Consider the following 26,059-nt stretch of genomic DNA (forward strand, 5'->3'; position numbering starts at 1 on the left):
GGCCGAGGGGGTTCACCCCCCGAAGTGAAGACGAAGACCCCCTCGGGAATCCAGTCCGGGGCCAGTTTTCGCTAGTACGTCGCGGGCGAGTCGCTGGCGGGGAAGGACTCCTTGGACTGCAGGTCCACGATGTCGTCCCAGGCATTCCCGCCCGACTTCACGCCCTCGCTCACCTGCGTCCGCACGCTCGCGCCCCGGGCGCCCGCCTTCTTCGCCGCGCCCCCTCGAGCCCGCCGCGCGTCCTCGGGGCGCGCTCCCAGCCGGGCCGCGAGCAGGTTCTTCGCGCGCTCCAGCAGGTGCTGCTGCTCCTCGCGCCAGTCCTGGAAGAGCTGCCGGTGGGCCGGGTCGCCCGAGGGGCCCGCGTCCGCCAGGGCCCGCTCGCAGGCCGCCACGCCCTTCGTGAGGTGGTACACCGCCCCCACGAGGGCGGAGGTCTCGTCGTGGGTGCCCGCCTGCCGCGCGTTGCCTGCCATGGTGCTCCTCCCGAGCGTTGGGTGCCTCTGTCAGCAAAGCTATGCACGAGACAGGGGCACGCGGAGGCGCGGGGCGGCTGTTCGCCCGGCCCCTTCAGGCCTGGAGCATCGGGTCCAGCTTGCCCTCGTTGTCCAGGCGGGCCAGGTCCGAGTAGCCACCCACGTGGTCATCGCCGATGAAGATCTGCGGCACGGTGCGCTGGCCACCGCTGCGCTCCACCAGCCGGGCGCGCTCGTCATCGTCGCCGGTGACGTCCACCTCTTCGTAGTCCACGCCCTTGCGCTTGAGCAGGTCCTTGGCCCGGAGGCAAAAGCCGCAATAGTTCGTCGTATAGATTTTCACGGGCTTCATGGGGGACTCCCTCCTTCTTCCTGTTCCCCAGAGTAAGGGCCCCCCTCGCGCGCCGCCACCGTCGCGACCGCCTGAACGCACGAAGGCCCCCGGCTCCCGCGAGGGAACCGGAGGCCTTGGGTCCTTCCATCACCCCGGCGCGAGCGCCGGAGTCAGGAGGGACGGGGCGACTACATGCCCATGCCGCCCATACCGCCCATGCCGCCCATTCCACCCATGCCGCCGCCGGCGGGCGCCTTGTCGTCGTCCGCCTTCGGGCGGTCCGCGACCATGGCCTCGGTGGTGAGCATCAGGGACGAGACGGACGCCGCGTTCTGCAGCGCGGTGCGGCTCACCTTGGCCGGGTCGATGACGCCCGCGGCCAGCAGGTCCTCGTAGGCGCCGGTGGCGGCGTTGAAGCCGTAGGCACCCGAGCCCTCCTTGACCTTGTTCACCACCACGCTGCCCTCGAGGCCGCCGTTGCCGACGATCTGGCGCAGGGGCTCCTCGAGCGCGCGGCGGATGATCTCCACGCCGAACTTCTCGCCGTCGACGACCTTCAGGCCGTCCAGGGACTTCAGGCAGCGGATGAACGCCACGCCGCCGCCGGGCACCACGCCCTCCTCGACGGCCGCGCGGGTCGCGTTGAGCGCGTCCTCCACGCGGGCCTTCTTCTCCTTCATCTCCGTCTCAGTGGCCGCGCCGACGTTGATGACCGCCACGCCGCCCACGAGCTTCGCCAGGCGCTCCTGGAGCTTCTCGCGGTCGTAGTCGCTGGAGGTGTCCTCGATGGCCACGCGGATCTGCTTCACGCGCGCCTCGATGTCCTTCTGGCTGCCCGCACCGTCGACGATGGTGGTGTTGTCCTTGTCGATGGTGACGCGCTTGGCGCGGCCCAGGTCCTGGAGCGTCAGCGTGTCCAGCTTGATGCCCAGGTCCTCGGCGATCATCCGGCCGCCGGTCAGGACAGCGATGTCCTCCAGCATGGCCTTGCGGCGATCACCAAAGCCCGGCGCCTTCACCGCGGCCACGTTCAGCACGCCGCGGATCTTGTTCACCACCAGGGTGGCCAGGGCCTCGCCCTCGACCTCCTCGGCGATGATGATGAGCGGCTTGCCCGCGCGCGCCACCTGCTCCAGCACCGGCAGCAGGTCCTTCATCGACGAGATCTTCTTCTCGTGGATGAGGATGAGGGCGTCGTTGAGGACCGCCTCCATGCGCTCCGGATCCGTCACGAAGTACGGGGACAGGTAGCCGCGGTCGAACTGCATGCCCTCGACCACGTCCAGGGTGGTCTCGAGGCCCTTGGCCTCCTCGACCGTGATGACGCCCTCCTTGCCGACCTTCTCCATCGCGTCCGCGATGATCTGGCCGATGGTGGAGTCACCGTTGGCGGAGATGGTGCCGACCTGGGCGATCTCCTTCTTGTCCTTGGTGGGCTTGGCCAGCGTCTTCAGCTCGGCCGTGATGGTCGCGACGGCCTTGTCGATGCCGCGCTTGATGTCCATCGGGTTGTGGCCCGCGGCGACCAGCTTCGCGCCCTCGCGGAAGATGGCCTGCGCCAGCACGGTGGCCGTGGTGGTGCCGTCACCGGCGACGTCAGACGTCTTGGAGGCAACCTCCTTGACCATCTGCGCGCCCATGTTCTCGAACTTGTTCTCCAGCTCGATCTCCTTCGCCACCGTCACGCCGTCCTTCGTGATGGTGGGGGAGCCGAAGCTCTTCTCGATGACGACGTTGCGGCCCTTGGGCCCCAGGGTCACCTTGACCGCGTCCGCGAGGATGTTCACGCCGCGGAGGATGGCCTCACGCGCGCGCACGTCGAAAATGATGTCCTTCGCCATGGTGGAATGAATCCTTGGAAAAGAGGTGGGAAGGCCGGACTACTTCTCGATCACGCCGAGCACATCCTCCTCGCGGAGGATGAGGTGCTCCTCGCCGTCCAGCTTGATCTCCGTCCCGGCGTACTTGCTGAAGAGGATGGTGTCGCCCGCCTTGATGTCGAGGGGACGAACCTTGCCGTCCTCCTGCACCTTGCCGTTACCGACGGCGATCACCTTGCCCTCGAGGGGCTTCTCCTTGGCGGTGTCCGGGATGAAGAGGCCGCCCTTGGTCTTGTTCTCCTCGGCGACGCGCTTGACGATGAGCCGATCCTGCAGGGGACGAATCTTCATGAGTTGCTCCTTGCTCCACGAGAAGGACGCCCGTTCCGGCAGGTGCCGGTCGGTGCGCCGGTGGGGGGTTGACGAAGGGTCGTGACGACCCGCGGCATTAGCACTCGAACCACCCGAGTGCTAATGCCTGAGCGCGCGGGATAATAACCAGGGTCTTTGACCCGTCAAGCGACGACGGGGCACCGTTCCGTGCAGCGCTAAACACCTGACGTCGTTGCGCTTTTGGGCCACTCGGGCCCAGTGTGTCCGCGCGCTTCAACCCCCGCCGCGCCCGCTCCGAATTGGCACTCGGAGGTGGCGAGTGCCAGCGTAACCCATTGGAATCACTCAGGGTGCCTTTTGCTGTGCTCCAGGCCTGTTGCTAGCGTTGCGGGAGGCTTGGAGGTGTCGATGAGTGGACTGGTGGCTTCCTCTTCCCTGAAGGAATTCTTCAAGTCGTTGCTGGACGAGGTCCTGGCCCGTCAACGGGTGGGGCTGACGGAGGGCGCGGAGTTCTACCTGGTCAACCTGCTGTCGGACTTCGCGGCCACGGACGCGCTGTTCAACCGGGACGCGGAGGGCCGGAGGGACCACGAGCCGCTCGCGCTGCTCTATCACCGGGCCCTTCAGCAGGAGCGCGAGGAGCGGATCCGCACGCTGCGGCGCCTGGGCGACGTGTCGCTCTACAAGGCCGGCTTCTTCTCGGGGGCACTGCAGCACGGCCTGGTGGGGCCGGACTACTACATCCAGATGGGCGGCTCGGCGTACGGGCAGGTGGCGGCGCTGGCGCCGGCGTCGGGCTTCGCCGCGGTGTACCGGGAGCTGTGCGAGAAGTTCCGGGCCCTGGTGTCGCTGCTAGAGGAGATCGCCGCGCGCGGCATGGTGCGCGCGGGCCCCAGCGGGGCGCTCAAGGTCTACGAGTCCTGGTCTCGCACCGGCGACGACAAGCTGGAGCGGGTGCTGGTGGAGGCCGGGCTCGTCACGCGCAAGGGCTCCTTGCCCAACTGAGGAGGCGCGATGATTGCCCGGCTGCAGGATCATCTGGAGGCCATCTACGGCTTCACATGCGAGGCGAGGGCCGAGGCCTTCGTGGTGGACACCGAGGCGGCGGTGCAGTTGGGCGGCAGTGGCCATGGCTCGGAGGAGCTGCTCGTGAGCGTGGACGCGGACGGGGAGGGGCTGGAGCTGGCCCTGTACCTGGCGCCCTCGCTGCTGGCGCGCCTCAAGCCGTACGAGGCGGGCCCGCTGGGGCAGGTGCTGGACGCGGACCTGGATGGCTACTGCCAGGTTACCGAGGGCGTCAGCCACTTCCTCTACGTGGCCCACACGGCCCACTACGAACGCACCGTGTCCTTGTTGGAGCTGGAGGCCCAGGCGGAGGTGGACAAGTTCGCGGTGTGCCTGCTGCACCGCTGGGGCGAGGGCGTCCAGGCCTGGGCTGGGGAACTCCGGAGCCGGCTGTTCGACCGGGTGTCCTACCCGCCGCGCCTGTCCTCTCAGGAGCGCTGGCGGTACGAGGAGGCCAATCGCCTGTCGCGGCGCTTCTGCTCCCGCCTCATGGGGCACGTCATCGGGAGGCGGTTGGATCGACTCCTGGGCGACCTGCGCTACGCCTACCGGCTGGGGGCCGAGGCCAAGCTGCGGCACTTCGCCCACGGCGGTTGATTGCACCGGGGCCGTTCGCTTCGGGTAGGGTGGGTCCATGCCGCGCGAGGCATCCGCAGGAGGTGTCGTCATCCGGGGAAGTGCCCCCACTTGGGAAGTGGCGGTCATCCGTCCGCACGGGCGCCAGCTGTGGGCGCTGCCCAAGGGCCATGTGGACCCCGGTGAGACACCCGAGCAGACCGCGATGCGGGAGGTCCGGGAAGAGACGGGGCTCACCGTGGGGCTGCTCGCGCCCCTGGGAGAGATCCGCTACGTCTACCAGTTCCGGGGGCAGCGCATCTTCAAGCGCGTCCACTTCTTCCTGTTCCGCTACGAGGAAGGGGAGCTCGGGCCATTGCCCGGTCCGCGCGTGGAGGTGGATGAAGTGCGATGGGTGCCCATGGAGGGATTGGTGTCCTCACTGGGCTACAAGGGCGAGAAGGCCGTGGCGGGGCGGGCGAGCCGCTGGATGCGCGCGCAGGGCCTGCTGCCCGAGGCTCCCCCGCCAACCGAGAGGGAGCCTGGGTAGGACAGCGGGGATCAACCCTGCTTCTTCTCGTCGCCCGCGTACTTGCCGGACAGCGCCTCGCGCACGTCCCGGTCGAACTTCACGCGGCCCGTGGCCACCTCGCGCAGGGCGAGCACGGGGGGCTTGTTCTTGGAGGTCTCGCTGATGGGGCGGGCGCCGGCCATGAGCTGGCGGGCGCGCTTGGCGCCCAGGAGGACCAGCGCGAACCGGTTGTCCACAAGGGGGAGGCAGTCTTCAACTGTGACGCGAGCCATGGAACATCCTTCTCTGGCGAAAAGCGGCTGAAAACGCTGAAACCTAAAGAGGGCCCCCCGACGAGTCAAGGAAGGACGTGGCGCCGCGAGCCTCCCAGCGGACAGGCGCCCTGCTACCGCCCCGCGAACGCCGCGCCGACGATGCCGCGCGCCTCCTGGACGATGGTGTCCAGGTGGGCCTGGTCCCGGAAGCTCTCCGCGTAGATTTTGTAGACGTCCTCGGTGCCCGAGGGGCGCGCGGCGAACCAGCCGTTCTGGGACGTCACCTTGAGGCCGCCGATGTCCGCGTTGTTGCCGGGCGCGCGCGTGAGGCGCTGGAGGATGGGCTCTCCGGCGAGCGTGGTGGCCTTCACCGCGTCCGGGGACAGCTTCTTGAGCGCGGCCTTCTGCGCGGGCGTCGCGGGTTGATCGATGCGCGTGTACAGCGGCGCGCCGAACCGTGAGGCCAGGGCCTGGTAGTGCTCGCCGGGGTCCTTGCCCGTGCGCGCCAGGATCTCCGCCGCGAGCAGGTCCAGGATGATGCCGTCCTTGTCGGTGGTCCACACCGTGCCGTCGCGCCGCAGGAACGACGCGCCCGCGCTCTCCTCGCCGCCGAAGCCCAGCGAGCCATCCAGGAGTCCGGGCACGAACCACTTGAAGCCCACGGGCACCTCCAGGACGCGGCGGCCCAAGTCCTTCGCCACCCGGTCGATGAGGCTGCTGCTGACGAGTGTCTTGCCCACCGCGGCCTCGGCGCTCCAGCCGGGCCGATGCCCGAACAGATACGAGATGGCCACCGCGAGATAGTGATTGGGGTTCATCAACCCCTGGCTGCGCGTGACGATGCCGTGCCGGTCCGAGTCCGCGTCGTTGCCGAAGGCCAGCGCATACTGGTCCTTCATCCGCACCAGGTTCGTCATCGCGTACGGCGACGAGCAGTCCATGCGGATCTTCCCGTCATGGTCCAACGGCATGAACCGGAACGTCGGATCCAACACCGGGTTCACCACGGTGAGGTCCAAGCCGTAGCGCGCGGCGATGGGGGCCCAGTAATGGAGATTGGATCCGCCCAACGGATCCGCGCCCAGGCGCAGCTTGGCGCCGCGGATGACGTCCATGTCCACCACGTGGCCCAGGTCCTCGACGTAGGGCGTGATGAAGTCGTGCCCCTTCACGGACGCGGCGCTTCGGGCCTGCTCGTACGTCACGCGCCGGACGCCCGCGTTGCCTTGCGCGAGCAGCTCGTTGGCGCGGCGCTCGACGAGGGACGTGACGTTCGTGTCCGCCGGGCCACCGTTGGGCGGGTTGTACTTGATGCCACCGTCCTCGGGCGGATTGTGGGACGGGGTGATGACGATGCCGTCCGCGAGCCCCGTGGTGCGGCCTCGGTTGTACGTGAGGATGGCGTGCGAGATGACGGGCGTGGGCGTCGCGGCGTCGGAGAAGCGCACCTGCACGCCATGCGCGGCGAGCACCTCCAGCGCCGTGCGCTGCGCGGGCTCCGAGAGGGCATGCGTGTCCATGCCGAGGTACAGCGGCCCGTCGTAGCCCTGCTGCTGGCGGTACTCGCACAGCGCCTGTGTCACCGCGAGGATGTGGGCTTCGTTGAAGCTGCGCCGCGCGGCCGAGCCTCGGTGGCCCGAGGTGCCGAACGCCACGCGGTGCTCCGGCTCGTTTGGATCCGGCCGCTCGGAGAAGTACTGCGCGCGCAGCTTCTCCGGATCGATGAGGAACTCCGCGGGAGGGGGCTTGCCAGCGAGTGGATGGGCCATGGGCCCCGACCTTAAGCGGGCCGCGTGCGGGATGGAGCCCCCCTCGCGCGGCCGTGTCGCCCGCTGATCAGGCGCGGAGGGCCCTCAGCGCGCCAGCGCCGGGGTGGGTGCATCTGGAGCGGGGGGAGGGTCATCCTCGACGGGCATGGCCGCGCCCTCGGGGATGAGCCGCAGGAGGATGAGGGCGGGCACCGCCGCGACCATGGTGAAGGAGAAGAACAGGGGCCAGCCCATCCAGGTGGCCAGATAGCCAGACACGGAGCCGATGAGGCGATTGGCCACCGTGCCCAGCGCGGACAGGAGCGCGTACTGCGTCGCGCTGAAGCGCTTGTGGCACAGCGACATCAGGAAGGCCGCGAAGGCCGTCACGCCCAGGCCCGTGCAGAGGTTGTCCAAGGTGATGGCCGTGGCCAGCATCAGGTCGTTCTTGCCCACCAGCGACAGCGCGACGAAGCCCAGGTTGGTGAGGCCTTGTCCAATGCCGAAGAGGTAGAGCGCGCGGCGGAGGCTCATCTTCACCATCACCACGCCGCCGAGCAGCCCCCCGACGATGGTGGCGACCATGCCCAGGCCCTTGCTCAGCGCGCCAATCTCCGTGTTGGTGAACCCGAGGTCGATATAGAAGGGCGTCACCATGCTGGCCGCGATGGCGTCTCCCAGCTTGTAGAGCACCAGGAACACCAGCACCGCGCCGGCGTAGCGCCGCCGGAAGAAGTCCTCCAGGGGATGGGCCACCGCGTCCAGCAAGTTGCGCGGCGGGCGCACCTGGGTGGGCTCCGGCGCCAGCAGCGTGGCCACGATGCCCACGCCCATGAGCAGGCCCATGCGGAAGTACGTCTGCGACCAGCCGATGCGGTCCGACAGCATCAGCGCTCCAGCCCCCGCCACCAGCATGCCCAGGCGGTAGCCCGTGACGTACGTCGAGTTCCCCAGGCCTCGCTCCTCCACGGTGAGGATGTCCGTGCGCCACGCATCCGCCACGATGTCGTAGCTGGCGGACAGGAACGTCACCGTGAGCGCCATGAGCGCCATGGTGAAGGGCGAGTCCTTGGGATTCACCAGCCCCATGCCGGCGATGGCGCCCATGAGGAGCACCTGTGTCAGCAGCATCCAGCCCCGCCGCCGTCCCAGGAAGGGCAGCGTGTAGCGATCCATCAACGGCGCCCAGAGGACCTTGATGGTGTAGGGCATGGCCACGAGGCTGAAGACGCCAATGGTCTTCAGGTTCACGCCCTCGTTCTTCATCCACGCGGACAGCGTCACACCGGTGAGCCACAGCGGGAGCCCCGACGCGAAGCCGACGGCCAGCAGCAGCCAGATGCGCGGGCTTCTCAGGACGGAGAGGAAGGACGGGGTGGGCATGGGTGCCGGGAGCATAGAGATTTCACTCGGCCCGTCACGTTCCCCTTGCGCGAATGTTCGACTGCTCGCTCCCTGGGCTACGGGTTGAGCTCGGAGAAGTCAGGGCAGCTCTTGGGGTCTCCCTCGGGGGGATTGAACCAGTCCCAATTGCGCTGGATGAAGGTGGTGTGGGCGCTGATGTCCCAGCACTCGGTGTACTTCGCCCCCTTCGCGTCGCCCTCCACGATGTCCACGCTCACCATGCCTCGGCCGTCCGGCGCCCAGCGGCTGGTGAGGTCCAACGTCTCCCGCAGCCCGCCCGGCACCAAGTCCGTGTCCGCCAGTCGGAACACCATCTCTCCCGGCCCGTTGGGCACGGAGCGGTAGGTGTAGCGCGTCCCGGGCTGCGTTCGCCCCACGGCCGTGAAGGCCAGCTCCACGCGCGTGGGCAGGGCCTTCGTCTGGTAGCCGATATCCAGGCGATCCATCAGGGCCATGTCTCTGAGCAGGAACCCATGCGCCCGGGCCTCCTTGAGATCCAGCGCCACCGAGCCCTCGCCCTTGCGGATGCCGCCGTTCGCCTGGAAGCGGCCGGGCAGGAAGGTCCACCACTGGTCGTCCCCCGTGCCCGAGGGGCGGTACTGCAAGGAGTAGGTGAACGCGTCTGCATCGCGCTCCATCACGAAGCGCACGTCGTTGCCTCGGCGGTCCTTGTCCGAGAAGGGGCCCCAGACGCGCCGGTGCGGCTCCCGAACGGTCGGCTGGCGCGAGCGGATGGCCTCCAACAACGTGAGCAGCGCGTCCACGCTCTGGTTGAACTGCGTGCCTTGCTTGAACGTGTCTCCCGCCAGCTCGGACAGGTCCCCCAGGAGTTGGAGGCCCAGCGCGTCCTTGCGGGTCTCGGTGCCGTTGCCGGTGACCTCCTTGCTGGAGGGCAGGCGGGCCGCGAGGTCCTCGCGCTGGGGCAGGGCGTTGAGGAACTCCAGGTCCTCGTTGGAGAAGTCCCCTCCGCACGCGGCGGCGAAGAGACAGAGCAGGGCCGGGGCCAGGGTTCTCATCGCGGGTGCCCTCATGGCTGGTACGTCACGAGCGCGGCCAGCTCCCAATACCCCAGCGAGCGCTGCGCATCGACGTTGTACTGAAGGTAGTGGGCCCGGCCTCGCGTCGTGATGTTCAGTCGCGGCGTGAGCTGCCACCTCACCCCGCCGACGAGCCCGGGCGAGAGCATGTTGAAGTGTTGATCCGGCATCGCCGCGTCACTGAAGTCTCGACGCATCATGAGGTACGCGAGCCGTCCGCCCACGAAGGGCACCACGCGCTCCCAGGGCCACTCGGCGATGAGGCTCGTCCCCAGGTTGACCATGCTGTAGCGATACGGTGGGCCGGACAGCGTGGGCAGCGTGAGCACCGCCTGCTTTCCACCGAGCGCCACGTCCACGCCCCACACCCAATCGCGGCGGAAATAGTCGTGCAGCTCCGCCTCGAAGCCCACGAGCGGCACCGAGAGGAACAGCGACTGGCGCGTGGTGGCATCGAAGAAGGACTGGTAGCCGCCCGCGAGCCCCAGCGACCACCAGGCGCCTCGCAGCGCCAGCGCGCCCTTCACGGGGTCGTCGGAGAACGGCGCGTCCCGCAGCCGCGTCTCTTCCAACACGGTGGTTCGCCCGCGCCGTACCTCCACCTCCCCGATGCGCAGCCGATCCGTGAGGCGACGCTTCACACGATAAGTGCCGGGCGCGAGCGCCACCCGCCGCTCCTGGTCCTGCGACTTCTCCAACTCGGCGACCACCCGTCCGCCCGGGGTGACGAAGTAATACTGGCCCGCGGGCGCCAGGACGGGGACGAGCAGACCCTCGGCGTTGGCTCGCAGGTCCGTGAGCACCAGGTCGCCGTTGCCCGCGAGGTCATAGCTGAAGGTCGGGTGCTGCGGCCCCGCGCTGCTGTCGGCCGTGTCCGCCACCGTGCGCGCGTAGGCATGCGAGTACGCCTCGAACAGGGTGACTTGTCCGTCGCCACTGCGGTCCGCGTCGCCCAGCAGGCCGCTGGCCAGGTGGTGCGAGAAGTAGCTGCCGCCCAGCGCGTCCGACTCTTGCGAGTCCTCGTCCGCCGCGCTCGACGTGAGGATGACCACGCCGCGCGCCTCTCGCGCCACACCCGAGTCGATGTCGAACGCGGGCGCCTTGCGCGCGCCCTTCGTGCGAGTCAGCGCCCCCGAGCGGCACGAGTCCAGGATGGCGATGCGGATGTCCGTGGTCGCATCGGCGAGCCGCCGCTTGAGCGTCTCAAAGGGCAGGCCCGTGTTTCCCAGCCGGAGCGCGCCGTCCTTCGCATGGCCCGAGTAGTAGACGAGCAACGCCGTGCGCTCACCCCGCGCCTTCGCCGCGCGAGCCCGCGCCTCCAATTCGCCCAACGCGGCGAGGAAGTCCGGCGTGCCCACGTCGAGCAACAGGCGCATGTCGTCATCCGCCACGCCGCCCAAGCGCTCCAGCAGGTCATGCATCTTGCGCGCGTCATCGCGCGCGTAGCGCAGGGGACGAGTGCCGTCTCCGCCCTCGTCATTGCCGGCCACCAGCGCGAAGCGGTGCACGGACTCCGCGCCCGCGACGGAGGCCCAGAGCGCGCCCAGCAGCGCGAGCGCGCGCCCCACTTGGGTGACGGTGCTCATGGCTTGAGCAAGGTCCACTGGGTCTGTTCTCCCGGCACGTCCAGCGCGGGCATGAGGTCCAGGTCTCGTCCCGAAACCGCGTAGGCCCGGCGCGCCGCGTCTCGCAGGGCATCCATGTCGAGCGGCGCATCGGACAGCAGCACCACGACGCGCTCCGCGCCAGTCCCGGTGAACTCCAGGCTGCCGGGCAGCCAGTGCATTCCGTCGCCGGCCTCCACGGGCAGGCTCTCCCCTGCGTCCGGGTAGAGCGCTGTCACCTCGCCCGTCGCGTCGATGGACAGCGCCGCGACATAGCGATGCGTGTCCGCGGTGTAGCCCAGCCGCACGCGCTCGCCGGGGCGCAGCGCCTCGCGGAGGTTCGCGTCCACCACGCGCTGGGGCGCCTCACCGCCGCCGATGCGCAGCTCCGCCACCGCGCCGCCCTTGAGGCGATTGCTCGGAGCCCCCGTGTGCATCAACGGGCGGGCCAACACGACCAGCAGCACCGAGGCCGCGAGCGAGACGACCGGCGCCACCCAACGAGAACGCGCCTTCGCGCGGGCCCGGTCCTCGGCGCGTTGGCGCTCCAGGGCTTGCTCGATGCCGGCCTCGAAGTGCTCGAAGGGCAGGTGCGCCTCGAACTGGGACTGCACCTGCGCGAAGCGCTTGAGGGCCTCCGCGCACGGGGCACAGCCCGCCGCGTGGGACCGGGCTCGGGCGGCGTCGGGGGCGGGCAGCTCCCCGGCGTGCAGGCGGCGCAGTGTCCACTCTGACTCGTGCGCGCTCATCGAACCCTCAGCTCCTCTCCGCCCAGCGTGGCGAAGTGCTCCAACCGCTTGCGCACCGTGGGCACCGAGCGCCCCAGCAGCGCCGCGACCTCTTCGAGTGTCATGCCATCCACGTGATAGTGAATCGCGGCGGCCTGCGTCTCCGCGTCCACTCGCGCCAGCAGCCGCCGCACCAACACCCGCGTCTCCATCGCCTCCGGCCCACCATGTCCCTCGGGCCGGGCCGCCGCGTCACGCTCGAACCAGCGTCGCCACGCGGCACCCTCGGAGCGCAACTGATTGAGGCACTGGTGCGTGGCGATCTTCATCAACCACGTCAACGGCGAGGCCTCGGCGCGGAAGGACTCACTGTGGGACAGCGCGCGGGCGAAGACGTCCTGCATCGCGTCCTCGGCCTTGATCGCGTCCTTGAGCAAGTAGCGGCAGCGCTCCTGCACGCTGCCGCCGTACTTGGAATAGAGCTCGCGCAGGAAGGCGCGCCGATCCTGGGAGGCACCCCCTTCGATGACCCGGAGGATCGGCTGGCTCGTACCCGTCACGCGCCCGTCAGCCTACCGCGAGTGGCCTCACGGTGAGGAGTAGACCGGCGAGGTGAACGCGCCGCAGTCCGCCGCCTCGGTGCCGTAGCGCGCGGCGAGCTCCAGGCTGAAGCGGAAGTAGGTGCTCTTGAAGTCGGTGTTCCAGCACTCGCTCACCGTGGCCTGACCGGAGAGGTCGCCGCCCGACAGCTTGATGTCCGTGCGGCCGTTGCCCAGGTTCGCCCAGCGGCTCTTGATGGCGAGCTGCTCCAGCTTCGTGCGCGTCGGGTCGATGTCGATGTTCTTGTTGAGCACGTAGTCGAACTCACCGCCCGCGCCCGGCGTGGCCTTGTAGTGGTAGTCCGCGTCCACGCGCACGTCCTGGGAATCGTTGTCACGCACCTTGCGGAAGTGCGCGTCCACCGTGGTGCCCGACGTGTCGCTCAGCCGCGAGTAGTCGATCTCCGCCGTGCCCAGGTCCTTCTGGTTGCCATTGGGCAGCGTGCGCGCCACATCCCAGTCGATGAGGATGCTGCCGGAGCCATAGCCGCGAGCGCGGTGGCCGGTCGCATCCAGCACCACCGTCTGCGAGCCCGAGAGGACGACCTTGTAGCCGGAGTCCGCGTCGCTCTTGGCCTTGCCCTCCAGCACCCACGAGTACGTCAGGTCGCCCGTCTTGGTGACGGTGAGCTTGTACGTGGTGGGGCTCAGCGCGCCGGTGAAGGGGCCCCAGACCGCCTGCGTGTCGCTGATCGACGAGGGCGCGTTCACGGTGATGTCGGCGATGAGGTCCAACACCCAGCGCGTCCCGCCGTTGACCGTCGCGGTCGCGGCGAGGGTGAGCTGGTAGTACTCCGAAGTCTGGCCCGAGGCCGAGGCGGAGGTGAGGCCCTGCCCCGTCGTGCCGGGCGACTTCACGTCGACCATCTCCTTGGCGGGGAGACCGTCCTTGAACGACTCCTCATCGTTCTTCGAAGCGGAGTCACAACCGGCGAACAGCAGGGCGGCACACAGCAGGCTCTTGCGCAGCATGGTTTCGGCGTCCTCTCGCCGGCCCCCGGCGGGCCGTGCATGACGAGTTCGCCCCAATGGACACAGCGGTCGCCGAAAACAGAAAGCGGCTCATTTTCCTCGGTCGCCGCGCCCTGAAAACAAGGGGTTGGGGTCCGCTTGCCCGCCCTCCAGCCGCCCTCGCCCGCTCGCCCGACCGCCGGATCGAGTCATCCCTACCTTTCCGCCATGGATAAACGACACCCAAACCACCCGGGGGAGATGGGGACGGATGCCGCGCTGGCCGAGCAGGCCCGGACTCCCGACGAGATCAACGCCCGGGCCGAGGCGGTCGGGCTGCTGCTCGATGCCGGGGTGCCGTTCGTGGTGGGCGGCGCGTATGCCTATGCCACCTATACCGGCATCTACCGGGACACGAAGGATCTGGACCTCTTTCCTCGCAAGGTGGACGCGGAGCGCGCGCTGTCCATCCTGGAGAAGGACGGCTGGCGCACCGAACGCACGGACGAGGTCTGGCTCTACAAGGCCTTCAAGGGCGAGTACTTCGTCGACTTCATCTTCTCGTCCGGGAACGGCGTGGCCGTGGTGGACGACGCGTGGTTCGCGCACGCGCGCGTGGCTCGCGTCTTCGGGCATGACTGTCTGGTGGCGCCCGCCGAGGAGATGATCTGGTCCAAGGCCTTCGTCAACGAGCGCGAGCGCTATGACGGCGCGGACGTCAATCACCTGCTGCTCAAGGCCGGCCCGACGCTGGACTGGGAGCGGCTGCTGCGGCGCTTCGATCGATACTGGGAGGTGCTGCTCAGTCACCTGATGATGTTCCGGTTCGCGTACCCCTCCGAGCGCGACATCATTCCGGATTGGGTGATGGCGGAGCTGGTGGGGCGCACGCTCCAGTCCATCCGAGATGGAGGCTGGGACGACAAGCTGTGCCGAGGCAACCTCGTGTCGCGGGTGAACTACCACGTGGACATCCACCACTGGGGCTTCCGCGACGGCCGGGCCTGGGACGAGAACGAACGAGAACTGGGGGACGAGCGTGGCGCGAGACCCGAACTCGAGAATTCGGCTGGCAGCGGTCGGTGACCTGCATTGTCGCGAGGACCACCACGGGCGCTTCCGGCTGCTCGTCAAGCAGGTGAACGCCGCCGCGGATCTCCTGCTGCTGTGCGGCGACCTCACCGACCGCGGGATGCTCGAAGAGGGGCTCGTGCTGGCCGAGGAGCTGTCCGCGTTGCGCGTCCCGTGCGCCGCGGTGCTCGGCAATCATGACTACGAGCACGGCCAGGTGAAGGAGATCTGCGGCGAGCTGGCCAAGGTGGGCGTGCACGTCCTGGATGGTGACCACTTCATCTTCGAGAAGGCGCTGGGGGTCGCGGGAGTGAAGGGCTTCGCCGGAGGATTTGGCAACGCGACGCTGCAAGCCTTTGGCGAGCCGCAGACCAAGGCCTTCGTGCAAGAGGCCGTCTCCGAGTCCCTCAAGCTGGAGGCGGCCCTGAGTCACCTCGACACGCCTCAGCGCGTGGTCATCATGCACTACGCCCCCATCCCCGAGACGCTGGAGGGCGAGAACGTGGAGATCCGTCCGTTCCTCGGCACCAGTCGCCTGTCGATGCCCATCGACCATTACGGCGCGGCGTATGTCTTTCACGGCCACGCGCATCACGGCTCACGCGAGGGCCGCACCAAGAGCGGCATCCCCGTCTACAACGTGGCCATGCCGCTGCTGGCCAAGTACACGCCGGAGCAGCGCTTCGTGGTGTTGGAGGTCTGAGTCGCAAACGCGCTTACGGCTCGGGGGGCTCCGAGGGCGCGGCGTCCTCGGGCGTGGCGGGGGCCCGCACGTCGTCAGGGCGCCAGGGCAGCTCGTCCACCGCGAGCGCGGGAATCTCCAGCACGTCCGGCCCGGAGCCGCGCGCATAGCGCGACTCGGCTTGGTGGGGGACCGCGTCCCCGATGGAGAGTCGAGCCAGCTCGTGTCCCGCCGCGTCCTGGAGCGCGACGCCGCGCGCGGTGTCACGCACGCCATACGTCTGCCAGGCCTTGCCCTGGAGCGCTTGCGATGCGGTGGCGCGAAGCGCACCCAGTCGTCCGAGGATGGAGAGGACGCGGAAGTGTTGGACGGGCTGTGGAGACGGTCCCTCCAGTGTCCATCCTTCGCGTGCCTCGGCGGCGCGCACGAGGGCGAACGCAGGCGCTCCATCGCCCGGGGTGATGCTCACGCGCCGCACGTCCTCGCGTCGGAACACGAGCACATGCCGGTCCTTCAGCTCCGTGGGGTCGAGGTCGAGCAGTGCTCGGGCCTGATCCGGGACTTCGGCGAGCACCGCGCGCGAGCCTTCCTCTCGGAGCGCCACCGTGCGGGAGTCGCCGGCCGCGACTGAACGGCCCAAGCGGATCCGCACGGGCTCGCCCGTAAGGGGCACGAACCGCGCGTCCACCTCGGGCTTCTCCAGACCCAGCGCGCGACGGCCCTCCGCGGTGTCGTCCGGGAAGGCGAGCGCGGTCTGCCCCACGAACGAGGAGAGGAGCTTCGCCACGCGCGTCGTCTCCACGCGGGCCGTCACGGGCTTCACCAGCTTCCACGCCGAGCCGTCCGCCGCGCGCTCCAGGACATACGTCCGCGTGCGAGTCGTGACGGTGACCGTGCCGAGTCGTGGCTCCGCGAGCGGCCCCAGGACATCCTTGCTGCGCAGCGCATAGGTGCTCTGGTCGAGCGCCACGCGCGCGGTGCCATCGGCCGAGTACACCGTGGGGTCACCGTCTCGCCGCAGGTACACCGAGGCGTCGAAGGGGTTCTCATTCCCTCCGGACAGCTTGACGGTGCGCGCATGAGCAGGCTCGTTCGACTCGAAGCCCTGGGCCTCGACCTCGAAGACAGGGGGCGCGAGGCCGTACTGGCGCAGCTCCGCCTCGGAGGGGTGCTGCTTCACGGTGGCCTTGGGCTTCGCGGTCGCGAGCTGCCGAAGCAGCGCCTCCACCGTGGCCGAGTCCGCCGGAGCCTCCACGGGTGCGGTGATGCGCCAGCCCGCCGCGTCCTTCACCAACTCCGTGGTTGTGCCATGGGCCTTCACCGTGAGCCGCGTGAAGGAGAGCGCGGGAGGACTCTGCGCGGGGGCGGCCGAATCAGGCGTCGGCGCGGAGGCGAACGCGGCGGGCGCATGGTTCGCCCGCGACGTGTCCGCACCGGGCTTGCAAGCGGTGAGTCCCAGCCCCGCGAGGATGAGGGCGAACTCCCGTCTCATGCCTGCTCCCGACGCGCGAGCCAGACCGCGAGGCCCAGTCCGAGGAGCGACAAGGGCAGGAGGTCCATGGCCACCAGGCGCACGGCGTCAATGACGTCTGGGCTCAGCTTCAAGGTGGAGACGGCGCGGTCCGGAGGGCGAAGGGTGATCTTCTCTATTTGCGTGCTCGCCCAGGCCAGCGAGTTCATCACCAGGTTTCGATTGGGCTCATGTCCCCAGTTGGGATCGAGGATGAGCTCCGAGTCCCCCACCACCACGAGGCGCGCCTCGTCGCTGCGCTTCGCGCTCGCGTCCCGGGTGGGCCGGGTGCTGGCCGCCACGAGCGTGAGCTGTCCCGTCTTCTCGCCATCGGTGGGCGTGGCGTCCTCGGCCGGGTGGGTCTCCACCCAAGCGTAGGGGGAGGAGAGGACCACGGGCTCCACGTGTACGCCCGGCAGCGTGCCCGTGCGGAGCAGGGAGAAGCTGCGCGCGGTGACCAGCTCGATGTTCAGCGCGCGGGTCAGCAGCGGCTTGCCGATGGCGTGCTCGCTGTAGAACTTGGAGACGAGGACGTAGGGGTTGCCCGCGTTGAACTGCGTGTCCGCCACGATGCCCTCGTCGAGCGCCACGCCATAGTCCGAGAGCAGCGAGTCGAGCCCGTCGGAGACGGCCGCCTCGGCGAAGTACAGCATGCGCCCGCCCTCGGCGAGGTAGGCCTGGAGCGCGTCGATCTCCGGCGCGGTATAGCGCGTCTTCGCGCCCGCGATGATGACGAGCGCGGCGTCTCGCGGAACCTGCTTCTGGCCGGCGAGGTTGAGCGACTCGGCGGTGTAGCCCTCCGCCGCGAGCTGATGTCCCAACTCCGCCAGTCCGTCGCCCGGTCCGTCGCCTCGCGCCGAGGGCTGTCGCTCCAGCGGCCACTCGGCGTGGCCGGTGAGGAAGTACGCCTTGCGCGTGCCCACCGCGCTCAACTGGATGAGGGCGTTGGTCAGCTCCTGCTCGGAGACGCCGTGGAGCGCGAGTCGTGACTCCTTCGCGCCCTCGCCGCGCACCAGCATCACCGTGGTCTGTCCTGCCTTGAGCTGAAAGCGCGTGGCGAACTCGGGGTTGCGGCCCGGATCCTTGAACGTGAAGTCGAAGCGCTCGGGCGCCTCCTCGTGATAGCGCCGGAACAGCGCCTCCAGCGCGTCGTAGGACGGATCATTCGGCGGGAGCAGCCCGATGGCCGTCACCTTGTCCGGGAGCGCCGCGAGCGTCGTGTGCGTCTGGGGCGCGAGCGTGAAGAGCCGGTCTTGCGTCAGGTCCCAGCGGGGGCCATGGCGAAACACCAGCACGTTGAGCGCCACCAGCCCGACAAGCACGGCCGTCACCCCAAGCACGCTTCGCACCGCGAACGCGCCCCAGCGAACCGTGACGAGCTGCGTGAAGAGCGAGCGCTGAAGCGCGTACGCGATGCCCAGGAACAGCAGGCCGACTCCGCCCTTGCACGCGGCGGCGAGCCCGCTGCCCGCGCCGAGCAGCAGGGGAAGGGGACTGGTCAGCACGAGCAGCAGTCCAAACGCACCCAGGAATCTTCCGATGGAAGCCAGTCTCATGATTCCCTTCGAGGCCGGAGGCCCGTCACATCCAGCGCTGGGCTTCCACCGCGCGGTGGGTCAGCAGCAGTGAGAACACGATGACCGAGGCGAAGAACACCAGGGCTCGGACATCCACCACGCCCTGGAGCAACCCCTCCAATTGCGTGTCGAAGGACAGGTAGCTCACCACCGAGCGCAGCGGCTCCTCGAAGGTGCGCGTCAGTCCGCGCAGCAGCATCCACGGCAGCAGCACCGCGAAGGTGAGGAAGGCCGCCACCATCTGGCTCTCCGTCAGCGCGGACAGGACCATGCCCACCGCCATGCACGTGGCGCCCCAGAGCAGCAGGCCGCCGTAGCCCAGCAGCACGGTGGTCCACTCCAGCGCCTGTCCCTCCTCACCCTGATTGAAGGCCGTGAGCAACAGCGGGAAGGCAAGCGTGAGGCCCAGCGTGGCGCCCATCACGCCCAGCCCGCCCAGGTACTTGCCCAGCACGATGTCGAGCGGACGCACGGGCGCGGTCATCAGCAGCTCGAACGTCTTGTTGCGCTTCTCCTCCGCGAACAGCCGCATGGAGAGGAACGGCGCGACGAACAACGTGATGATGAGGACGACACCCCAGAGCTGCACCACCACGCCGTCCGTGAGGTTGCGATAGACGACCGAGTCCGGCGGCAGCCGCTCCCAGCCCTGCTCTCGGGCCAGGTCCTGCACCTGCTGGAAGGTCTCGAGCAGGCCCACGAAGAAGAACGACGAGAGGGCCGCCATCGCCGCCAGCACGACGTAGACCCATGGGGTGGTGAAGGAGATGGTCAGTTCCTTGCGAGCAATCGCCAGAGCGGTGCGCATGCGCGAGGTCCTTGTCGAGAAGAGGGAAGGGCGCCCGCGTCAGGCGGCGGTCAGCTTGATGAAGACTTCTTCCAGCGACGTGTGCTCGGCGTGTCCATGCGCGGCGGTCAGCGAGCGGAGGTCGTCGTAGGCGACCTTCTTCCCCTGGTTGAGGATGAGCACCTTCTCGCAGGTCATCGTCACCTCCGGGAGGATGTGCGTGGAGAGGATGACGGTGTGCCGGCCCGCGAGGCTCTTGATGAGCGCGCGCACCTCGGCGCGCTGGGTGGGGTCCAGCCCTTCGGTGGGCTCGTCCAGGATGAGCACGGGCGGTGAGCCGAGCAGCGCCTGCGCGATGCCCACGCGCTGCTTGTAGCCCTTCGACAAGTGCTGGAGGCCGCGCGCGAGCACGTGCCCCACACCGGTGAGGCCCGCCACGCGCTCGACCTCGGCCTGGAGCCCTCGGCCGGGCAGGCCCTTGAGCTGCGCGACGAACTTCAGGTAGCCGTGCACCGTCAGCTCTGGATAGAGCGGCGGGGTCTCCGGCAGGTATCCGATGCGCCGCTTCACCTCCATCGGCTGCGTCACCACGTCAAACCCACCCACCTTCACGCTGCCCGCCGATGGGGGCAGGAATCCGGTGAGAATCTTCATCGTGGTGGACTTGCCCGCGCCGTTGGGCCCGAGGAATCCAAGGATTTCTCCCTCTCGCACGGAGAAAGAGAGGTCTTCGATGGCCACTCGGTCGCGGTAGCGCCGGGTGAGCTGGCGTACCTCGATCATCGGTCCTTCGCTCATAAGATGGGACCTTACAATGGGCGGGGAGGCGTTGATGCCAATCGTGGTGCAGAAGTACGGCGGCTCGTCGGTCGCTGACGTGGAGAAGATTCGCAAGGTCGCGCGGCGCGTGAAGGAGAAGCGCGACGCCGGCTATCAGGTGGTGGTGGTGGTGAGCGCGATGGGCGACACCACCGACGAGCTGTTGTCCCTGGCCAAGCAGGTGTCGGCGGATCCCCCCCGGCGCGAGCTGGACATGCTCCTCACCTGTGGCGAGCGCATCTCCATGGCGGTGCTGTCCATGGCGCTCCAGGAGATGGGGGTGGAGGCCATCAGCTTCACCGGCAGCCAGAGCGGCATCATCACCACGGACGCGCATGCCCAGGCGCGCATCGTCGAGGTGCGTCCCTATCGCATCCAGGACGAGCTGGGGCGCGGCAAGGTCGTCATCGTCGCGGGCTACCAGGGCGTGTCCTTCAAGAAGGAAGTGACGACGCTGGGGCGCGGCGGCTCGGACACCACGGCGGTGGCGTTGGCGGCGGCGCTGGACGCGGAGTCGTGCGAAATCTACTCGGACGTGGACGGCATCTTCAGCGCGGATCCCCGCGTGGTCCCGGACGCGCGCAAGTTGGAGTCCCTGGGCTACGACGAGATGCAGGAGCTGGCCAGCGCGGGCGCCAAGGTGCTCAACGCGCAGGCCGTCGAGTGGGCCAAGGCGCGCGGCATCACCATCCTGGCGCGCACCGCGCACGGGCAGGGCACGGGCACGGCGGTTCGCGAGTTGACGGTGCCGTCGGATCCGCGCGTGAAGGGCGTGACGTCCGAGGCCGAGATGATGGTGCTCTCCGTCGCCGCGAACGTACCGCTGGCGGAGCTGCTGGAGTTCCTCGACGCCAGAGGGGTGCGCGGTCGTTCGCTGGGCCATGACGGGCTGGAGGGCTCCTCGCGCACCTTCCTCGTGATTCCCCTGGCGGACGTGCACGGACCAGAGGCGCTGCGGCGCGAGCTCGGCACGCGCTTCGGTGACGGCGTGGCGTGGCGTGACGAACTCGGCACCGTCACCTGCGTGGGCGTGGGCCTCAACGCGGACTGGGCGCCCTTGCGGCGCTCGCTGGGCGCGGCGCAGGACTTGGGCGCGCGCGTGTTCGCGCTGCACACGTCGCCGTTGCAGCTCACGTTGCTCGTGGAGAAGACGCACCTGAAGCCGCTGACGGCGCGGCTGCATCGCGAGCTGCTCGGCGCGTGATGCGCCGGAAGTGTTGGAATTGATTCTCCGTCCCGAGCAGGAGGCTTTCTTTCTGTTCGGGCGTGCCTACCCTCCGCCACTGAACGCTGGGGACGGAGGGTCCTCTCATGGGATGGGCTGGCCGTTGGGTCGCGACCGCGTGCGTGCTGGCCTGTATGGCCATGGGCATGGCCGGATGCAAGGCCTCGAACTCGTCGCCCGCCGTCCATCCGCCTGGGGATCGCCATGACGAACCCCCCGTGAGTGGAGGCTCGGACGGCGGGCCTCCGGAGCCTCCGGATGGAGGCACCTGGCCCAATGAATCGGGGGGGCCGGATGGCGGCACGGGGGACCCGGACGCAGGACCATTGCCCGATCGCGACGCGGACGCGGTGCGCCAGGAGAACAAGCGCCCTGGGACCACCGCGTGGCGGCTCATGCACACCGCCAACAACCGGGAGATTGAAGGCTACGCGTTGGAGACCTCGGTGACGCAAGGGGACACGCTGCGCGTCGCGGTCTCGCTGTCCGATCCCAAGGAGTTCAGTTGGTACGTGTACCGGCTGGGCTACTACGGCGGCGCGGGCGCGCGCGAAGTGGCCCGGGGCAGCCATGTGCAGGGCATCCGCCAGCCGGACTGTCCCGTCGAGCGCGCCACGGGTGTCATTGCTTGCACCTGGACGCCCACGCTGGAGCTGCCCGTGAAGGAGGACTGGGTGCGCGGCGTGTATGTCGTGAAGCTCGTGCGCGAGGACACGTTCCAGCGCTACGTGCCCTTCGTGGTGCGTGACGCCAACCCGCGCCCCGAGGTGGCGCTGATCATCCCCACCGCCACTTGGGCCGCGTACAACACGTGGGGCGGGACCAGCCTCTATGACGACCAGAACCGCGTGATGAAGGACCTGGGCGTCGCGCGCGCATTCCAGTCGTCGTACGACCGGCCCTTCGCGCGAGGCCAGGGCTCCGGGCACCTGATGGTGGATGACATCAGCGTGGTGACGTGGCTGGAGTCACAAGGCCTGGACGTGGGCTACTTCACCGACGAGGACATGGACGCGGGCTATGACTTCTTGAGCGGCGCCAGGGTCCTCATGCTGTCAGGGCATGACGAGTACTGGTCCAGCCGTCAGCGAGACTTCGCGGACCAGGCCCTGGCGGAGGGGCGCTCGCTCATCAACCTGGGCGCGAACAATGGGTACTGGCAGGTGCGGATGGACGCCGCGCGCGATGGCCGACCCCGGCGCATCGTCACGTGCTTCAAGGGCCATGACAGCGATCCGTTCAAGGATCAGCGGCGCACGGTGAAGTTCCGCGAGCTGCCCAAGCCGCGTCCCGAGAACGGCCTGTTTGGTGTGATGTTCAACAGCCGGTGGCATCAGTGGTCCTTCCCCGCGGTCATCACCGCGCCCAACCACTGGGCGCTGGCGGGCACGGGCCTCAAGACGGGAGACACGCTCTGGATGTCCAGCGGCTATGAGTTGGATCAGCGCGTGGACAACGGCTTCGAGCCCGAGGGCGTGGAAGTGCTCTCTGAGTCTCCCGCCCTGTCCTTGCAGGGTGCCTTCGGATACTCGCACATGGTGGTGCGCCAGCAGGGCCGCGCCTACGTCTTCTCCGCGGGAGGCATCGACTTCGCGCAGAAGCTGGCGGGGACGCCCGAGCGCCAGCCCGATGCGAGGGCGGGGCGCATCGTGGCCAACGTGCTGTTCCGCGCCATGGGGCACACCGTGCCGGAGGCCCTGGTGCAGTTCCAGCCGCCCGTGACGCCATCCGCGGCCGGTCCTTTCGCGAAGGAGGTGCGCACCGTGGCGGGCAAGCCGGGCCGGCACGGCACCGCGCTCGGGCGCATCGCGGAGGACTCGCTCGGGGCGCCGGTGGCGGTGGCGGTGTTGCCCGGTGGCGGCTGGGCGGTGGTGGATGGACTGGCGAACGCGGTGAAGCGCATCTCTCCGGAGGGCGAGGTGACCACGTTGCTCGGAGACCTCGCGGGTCCGCTCGGCATCGCGGTGGATGCGGCCGGGAACATCTACGTGTCCGACTCGGACAACAGCGTCATCCGGCGCATCACCCCGGGGGGACGCGGCGAGGTGTTTGCGGGCACTGGGGCGGGGTTGCTGGATGGACCCGCGAGGTCCGCGTCCTTCAATCAGCCCGCGGGACTCGCGTTCACGCCAGACGGCAACACGCTCCTGGTGGCGGATTTGAACAACGGCCTCATCCGCCGCATCGACATGACGACCTCCGAGCACCTCGTGTCGACCGTAGGCGGCGATTGGCTCTATCGCCCGTCCGCGGTGACAGCGGCCTCGGATGGCACGCTGTATGTGGTGGAGTCGGGCATGTCCCGCGTGGTGCGCCTGCGGGGAGGCGCGACCACGGTGATGACCGGGAGCGTGCCGGGCTACCAGGAGGGTCCGGCGTCCTCCGCGCAGCTCATGCCCTACCTGGGCATCGCGCTGCTGAAGGACGGCTCGCTCGCGATCTCGGATCCGGGCAACTACCGGGTGCGCCGGCTCCTGTTCAACTCGGAGGGCGCACCGGATCGCCTGACGACGCTGGCGGGCACCGGACGCTATGGCTTTGGCGGCGGGCCGGGGGGAGACGCAAGCCTCGTCCTCCCCGCCGGCCTCGCACTGGGCCCGGACGGCACGCTCTACGTCGCCGATGCGGGCAACGCGCTGGTGCGCGCCATCACTCCGTGACGCCCGCGACGGTGCTCGTCGCGGTGGTGGCGCAGCCCGACTCGACCGCGCCGAGGTCGGGCGCCGCGCCGCAGAAGGGCAGCCCCACGTCCACGCCCTGATCCACCGCGCTCGGGCCCGGGGCCAGGGTGGTGGTATCGGCCAGGGCCGTCCCGCCCTCGCGCGAGCTCGCGTCCTGCCCGGACTGCTTCCACACGGTCAGCGACTGGCCCACCCAATCCGCGCCAGGGACGAAGAAGCTGGCGGTGGAGAAGTTGGCGCCTTGCGCATACAGGTTGTTGTCGAGCTTCAGGCCCGGCGCCTGCCCACCCAGGCTCATCGCGTTGCGCGCGGCGAAGATGTTGTTGCGCGCGGTGACGTTGGTGGAGGCACCGCCGGTGCCATGGCCCACCACGAGCGCGAAGCCCTCGACGTCGGTGACGGTGTTGTTCAGCACGCGCACGTCGGTGCCGTTCTCGATGCGGATGGCCGAGCCCTCGGGGGCCACCACGCCGTGGATGCGATTGCGCTGCACCCGGATGTTGTTGGGTGGCGGGCCCACGCGGTTGCCACCCACCGCGACGCCGATGGACGTGTCGGAGATGTCGTTGTTCTCCACCACGACGTTCTTGGCCGAGTAGTGCACCACGACGGCCTCGCCCCTCGAGGTGGTGGAGTTGCGGAACCCGTGCATGCGATTGCCGCGCACGGTGACGTCGTGACACGTCTTGATGTCCGTCGCGTTCTCGCGGTTGTCGTGCAGGTGGTTGTTCTCGATGAGCACGCCCTGCGCGGGCGTGTCATTGCTGAAGCCCTCGGGCCCCAGGCACTGCACGGAGTCGCCGGAGTTGTCGTGGATGTCGTTGTCGCGCACGGTGATGTCGCGCGACGTCGGGGTGATGACGATGCCGTGCGAGTCGTCGTTGTCGCGACTGAAGTGGTGGATGGTGTTCTTCTCGATGGTGATGCCGTGGGCGCCGCCATCGGTGCTCACGCCACTGCCGAATGACCCGTGGTGGATGTCATTGCCCGTCAGGAGCGTGCCCTCGGTGTTTCCGCTGAAGGCCACGGCGACCTGGCGCTGGCTCTTCCCATCGATGTCGAAGCCCTCGATGGTCCAGTAGGGGCGCTTGACTTGCATCATCGCCCACGGCCCCGAGACGGGGACGATGTGGGGACTGCCTTCGCCGCGCAGCGTGATGCGGGCGTCCTTCGTGCCGGCGGCCACCGAGTCGTCGATGAGCAACTGCTCGGCGTACGTCCCGGACTGGACGCGGATGATGTCGCCCGCGCCCACGACCGAGAGCGCCTTGGAGATGGTGCGCAGCGGGGCCGCGCGCGTGCCGGAGGCGCTGTCATTGCCCGAGGGGCTGACGTACCACTCGTGGGCGTATTGTGGCTGAGGCTCGGCGGGAACTTCCGGCGTGACCACGGGCGGCGGCGTCTCGGGGGGCGGCGTCGGCGTGGTGGTCACCGGCGGCGTGACCGGGACGGTGGGGGAAGGCGAGGGGAGGGGAGACTCCTTGTTGCCCGGGGTCGGGGTGGCGCGAGTCTCGGAATCCTTTCGTTGGCCACACCCCACGAGGGTGAGACAGAGCGCGCCGGTGAGGTACAGGCTTCGCAGCGTCGACATCGGTTCGGCTCCTCCTTTTTGAGCGGAGCCGAGAACGCTTCGGGGGACGAGCGCTATTCTGCCTGTCGCGAGTGCTGTCTACCGAGCGGCCGGGGCGCCAAGCCCCTCGGTGCAGGCATCTCGCGGACGAATCCCTATCACGCGCAGAGGAAGACGACAGCGCGCTCGTGCAGGGGGAGTGTGTGGCGCGGCGGCTGGAGGTTCGCACGTCGAGCGAGCCTCCGAGGCCCGGCCCGCACGCGATGATTTCGAGCGCCTACAGCGGGTGCTCGGGCTTTGGGGGCGGCGGGGGCAAGAAGAGCTTCGCCGTCCCGGGACGAAGCAGGCACGCCTTGGGCACGGGCGCGGGCAAGAGCGCGCCATGTGGCGGGCGCGTGCAGGCCCCCGTCGCCACGGAAGCAGATGTCCCCGAGGTCGGCGTCGCGGTGAGCGCTTCCTTCGCGGACTGAAGCGGTGGGGCGGCGGGGGGCTCGTCCGTCCCTTCGGCCAGGGGCCCCGGCTCGGGGGGATCCTCCGGCTCGCGATCCAACCCGAGGATCGCATCGACTCGCTCGCTGTCCTCGTCGCGCGTTGGCTTCGCTCGCGCCGAGGCACACGCCGCCACCATCGTGGCCATGGAGATGACCACCCCTCTTCGCACCCACCCGCCCATGCCACCCCTCCGCTGCCTGCTGTGAGG

The 26,059-nt window shown here is 69.0% G+C and carries 25 protein-coding genes; 7 read left to right on the plus strand and 18 right to left on the minus strand.

Going from position 1 to position 26,059, the window contains the following annotated elements; all coding sequences use genetic code 11:
- Positions 1-71: 71 nt before the first annotated feature.
- From KRR26_RS18590 to groES, 4 genes are all read right to left on the minus strand, one after another.
- Entirely contained in the window at positions 72-473 is a 402-nt protein-coding gene (locus KRR26_RS18590; RefSeq protein ID WP_120208575.1) for a hypothetical protein, read from the minus strand.
- Between the two features lie 94 nt (positions 474-567).
- Positions 568-825 carry a glutaredoxin 3 gene (gene grxC / locus KRR26_RS18595; protein ID WP_120208576.1) on the minus strand — a complete coding sequence of 86 codons (258 nt, stop codon included), beginning with the start codon at positions 823-825 and terminating at the stop codon, positions 568-570.
- Between the two features lie 170 nt (positions 826-995).
- Positions 996-2,648 (minus strand): chaperonin GroEL, encoded by a 1,653-nt coding sequence (groL, locus tag KRR26_RS18600; protein ID WP_120208578.1) that lies wholly within the window; start codon positions 2,646-2,648, stop codon positions 996-998.
- Positions 2,649-2,687: 39 nt separating this feature from the next.
- Positions 2,688-2,978 (minus strand): co-chaperone GroES, encoded by a 291-nt coding sequence (gene groES, locus KRR26_RS18605; RefSeq protein WP_002640434.1) that lies wholly within the window; start codon positions 2,976-2,978, stop codon positions 2,688-2,690.
- A 390-nt stretch (positions 2,979-3,368) separates the two neighbouring features.
- Between groES and KRR26_RS18610 the strand changes: the two genes are divergently transcribed.
- Genes KRR26_RS18610 through KRR26_RS18620 form a run of 3 tightly spaced genes read left to right on the plus strand, consistent with a single transcriptional unit; the run spans position 3,369 to position 5,130 of the window.
- Positions 3,369-3,965: a hypothetical protein gene (locus KRR26_RS18610; protein ID WP_199723860.1), complete on the plus strand. Its 597-nt coding sequence runs from the start codon at positions 3,369-3,371 to the stop codon at positions 3,963-3,965.
- 9 nt (positions 3,966-3,974) lie between these two features.
- Positions 3,975-4,622 (plus strand): hypothetical protein, encoded by a 648-nt coding sequence (locus KRR26_RS18615; protein ID WP_120208580.1) that lies wholly within the window; start codon positions 3,975-3,977, stop codon positions 4,620-4,622.
- Positions 4,623-4,659: 37 nt separating this feature from the next.
- Positions 4,660-5,130, plus strand: coding sequence for an NUDIX hydrolase (locus KRR26_RS18620; protein WP_120208582.1), 471 nt, complete (start codon positions 4,660-4,662; stop codon positions 5,128-5,130).
- A gap of 11 nt (positions 5,131-5,141) precedes the next feature.
- On the opposite strand, the gene rpoZ is transcribed toward KRR26_RS18620, so the two are convergent.
- The 8 genes from rpoZ to KRR26_RS18660 all read right to left on the minus strand — a co-directional run bounded on the left by rpoZ (position 5,142) and on the right by KRR26_RS18660 (position 13,458).
- Positions 5,142-5,384, minus strand: coding sequence for a DNA-directed RNA polymerase subunit omega (gene rpoZ / locus KRR26_RS18625; RefSeq protein ID WP_120208583.1), 243 nt, complete (start codon positions 5,382-5,384; stop codon positions 5,142-5,144).
- Positions 5,385-5,497: 113 nt separating this feature from the next.
- Complete coding sequence (pgm, locus tag KRR26_RS18630) at positions 5,498-7,135, minus strand: phosphoglucomutase (alpha-D-glucose-1,6-bisphosphate-dependent) (RefSeq protein WP_217080438.1); 1,638 nt, start codon at positions 7,133-7,135, stop codon at positions 5,498-5,500.
- 84 nt (positions 7,136-7,219) lie between these two features.
- Positions 7,220-8,497 (minus strand): AmpG family muropeptide MFS transporter, encoded by a 1,278-nt coding sequence (locus tag KRR26_RS18635; RefSeq protein WP_120208662.1) that lies wholly within the window; start codon positions 8,495-8,497, stop codon positions 7,220-7,222.
- A gap of 77 nt (positions 8,498-8,574) precedes the next feature.
- Entirely contained in the window at positions 8,575-9,534 is a 960-nt protein-coding gene (locus tag KRR26_RS18640; protein WP_236068751.1) for a hypothetical protein, read from the minus strand.
- Positions 9,535-9,545: 11 nt separating this feature from the next.
- Complete coding sequence (locus KRR26_RS18645; protein ID WP_120208588.1) at positions 9,546-11,141, minus strand: caspase family protein; 1,596 nt, start codon at positions 11,139-11,141, stop codon at positions 9,546-9,548.
- A complete protein-coding gene (locus KRR26_RS18650; RefSeq protein ID WP_217080440.1) occupies positions 11,138-11,908 on the minus strand; it encodes a DUF4384 domain-containing protein in 771 nt (256 codons plus the stop codon). The genes KRR26_RS18645 and KRR26_RS18650 overlap by 4 nt, the downstream gene beginning before the upstream one ends.
- Positions 11,905-12,447 carry an RNA polymerase sigma factor gene (locus tag KRR26_RS18655; RefSeq protein ID WP_120208592.1) on the minus strand — a complete coding sequence of 181 codons (543 nt, stop codon included), beginning with the start codon at positions 12,445-12,447 and terminating at the stop codon, positions 11,905-11,907. Before KRR26_RS18655 ends, KRR26_RS18650 begins: the two co-directional genes overlap by 4 nt.
- A gap of 27 nt (positions 12,448-12,474) precedes the next feature.
- The gene (locus tag KRR26_RS18660; protein WP_120208594.1) at positions 12,475-13,458 is read right to left on the minus strand and encodes a hypothetical protein; all 984 of its coding nucleotides are present in this window, start codon (positions 13,456-13,458) and stop codon (positions 12,475-12,477) included.
- A 207-nt stretch (positions 13,459-13,665) separates the two neighbouring features.
- Here KRR26_RS18660 and KRR26_RS18665 point away from each other — a divergent pair, with 207 nt between their 5' ends.
- Both KRR26_RS18665 and KRR26_RS18670 read left to right on the plus strand, forming a co-directional pair.
- Entirely contained in the window at positions 13,666-14,523 is an 858-nt protein-coding gene (locus KRR26_RS18665; RefSeq protein ID WP_407931724.1) for a nucleotidyltransferase family protein, read from the plus strand.
- Positions 14,507-15,211: a metallophosphoesterase family protein gene (locus KRR26_RS18670; RefSeq protein WP_120208663.1), complete on the plus strand. Its 705-nt coding sequence runs from the start codon at positions 14,507-14,509 to the stop codon at positions 15,209-15,211. Before KRR26_RS18665 ends, KRR26_RS18670 begins: the two co-directional genes overlap by 17 nt.
- A 13-nt stretch (positions 15,212-15,224) precedes the next feature.
- Here KRR26_RS18670 and KRR26_RS18675 read toward each other — a convergent pair whose 3' ends face one another.
- Genes KRR26_RS18675 through KRR26_RS18690 form a run of 4 tightly spaced genes read right to left on the minus strand, consistent with a single transcriptional unit; the run spans position 15,225 to position 19,847 of the window.
- A complete protein-coding gene (locus KRR26_RS18675) occupies positions 15,225-16,682 on the minus strand; it encodes a DUF4340 domain-containing protein (RefSeq protein WP_217080441.1) in 1,458 nt (485 codons plus the stop codon).
- Positions 16,679-18,256 (minus strand): GldG family protein, encoded by a 1,578-nt coding sequence (locus KRR26_RS18680; protein ID WP_217080442.1) that lies wholly within the window; start codon positions 18,254-18,256, stop codon positions 16,679-16,681. Before KRR26_RS18680 ends, KRR26_RS18675 begins: the two co-directional genes overlap by 4 nt.
- A 25-nt stretch (positions 18,257-18,281) precedes the next feature.
- On the minus strand, positions 18,282-19,085 hold the full coding sequence (locus KRR26_RS18685) for an ABC transporter permease (protein WP_217080443.1): 804 nt from the start codon (positions 19,083-19,085) through the stop codon (positions 18,282-18,284).
- A gap of 39 nt (positions 19,086-19,124) precedes the next feature.
- On the minus strand, positions 19,125-19,847 hold the full coding sequence (locus KRR26_RS18690) for an ABC transporter ATP-binding protein (RefSeq protein ID WP_217080444.1): 723 nt from the start codon (positions 19,845-19,847) through the stop codon (positions 19,125-19,127).
- A gap of 49 nt (positions 19,848-19,896) precedes the next feature.
- Between KRR26_RS18690 and KRR26_RS18695 the strand changes: the two genes are divergently transcribed.
- Complete coding sequence (locus KRR26_RS18695; RefSeq protein WP_120208604.1) at positions 19,897-21,087, plus strand: aspartate kinase; 1,191 nt, start codon at positions 19,897-19,899, stop codon at positions 21,085-21,087.
- Between the two features lie 107 nt (positions 21,088-21,194).
- The gene (locus KRR26_RS18700; RefSeq protein ID WP_217080445.1) at positions 21,195-23,768 is read left to right on the plus strand and encodes a N,N-dimethylformamidase beta subunit family domain-containing protein; all 2,574 of its coding nucleotides are present in this window, start codon (positions 21,195-21,197) and stop codon (positions 23,766-23,768) included.
- On the opposite strand, the gene KRR26_RS18705 is transcribed toward KRR26_RS18700, so the two are convergent.
- Positions 23,758-25,380, minus strand: coding sequence for a right-handed parallel beta-helix repeat-containing protein (locus tag KRR26_RS18705; protein WP_217080446.1), 1,623 nt, complete (start codon positions 25,378-25,380; stop codon positions 23,758-23,760). The two genes, KRR26_RS18700 and KRR26_RS18705, sit on opposite strands and share 11 nt — an antisense overlap.
- Before the next feature lie 256 nt (positions 25,381-25,636).
- Complete coding sequence (locus KRR26_RS18710; protein WP_147423018.1) at positions 25,637-26,032, minus strand: hypothetical protein; 396 nt, start codon at positions 26,030-26,032, stop codon at positions 25,637-25,639.
- Positions 26,033-26,059 lie beyond the last annotated feature (27 nt).

The organism is Citreicoccus inhibens (assembly GCF_019039035.1).
Classification (GTDB): Bacteria; Myxococcota; Myxococcia; order Myxococcales; family Myxococcaceae; genus Citreicoccus; species Citreicoccus inhibens.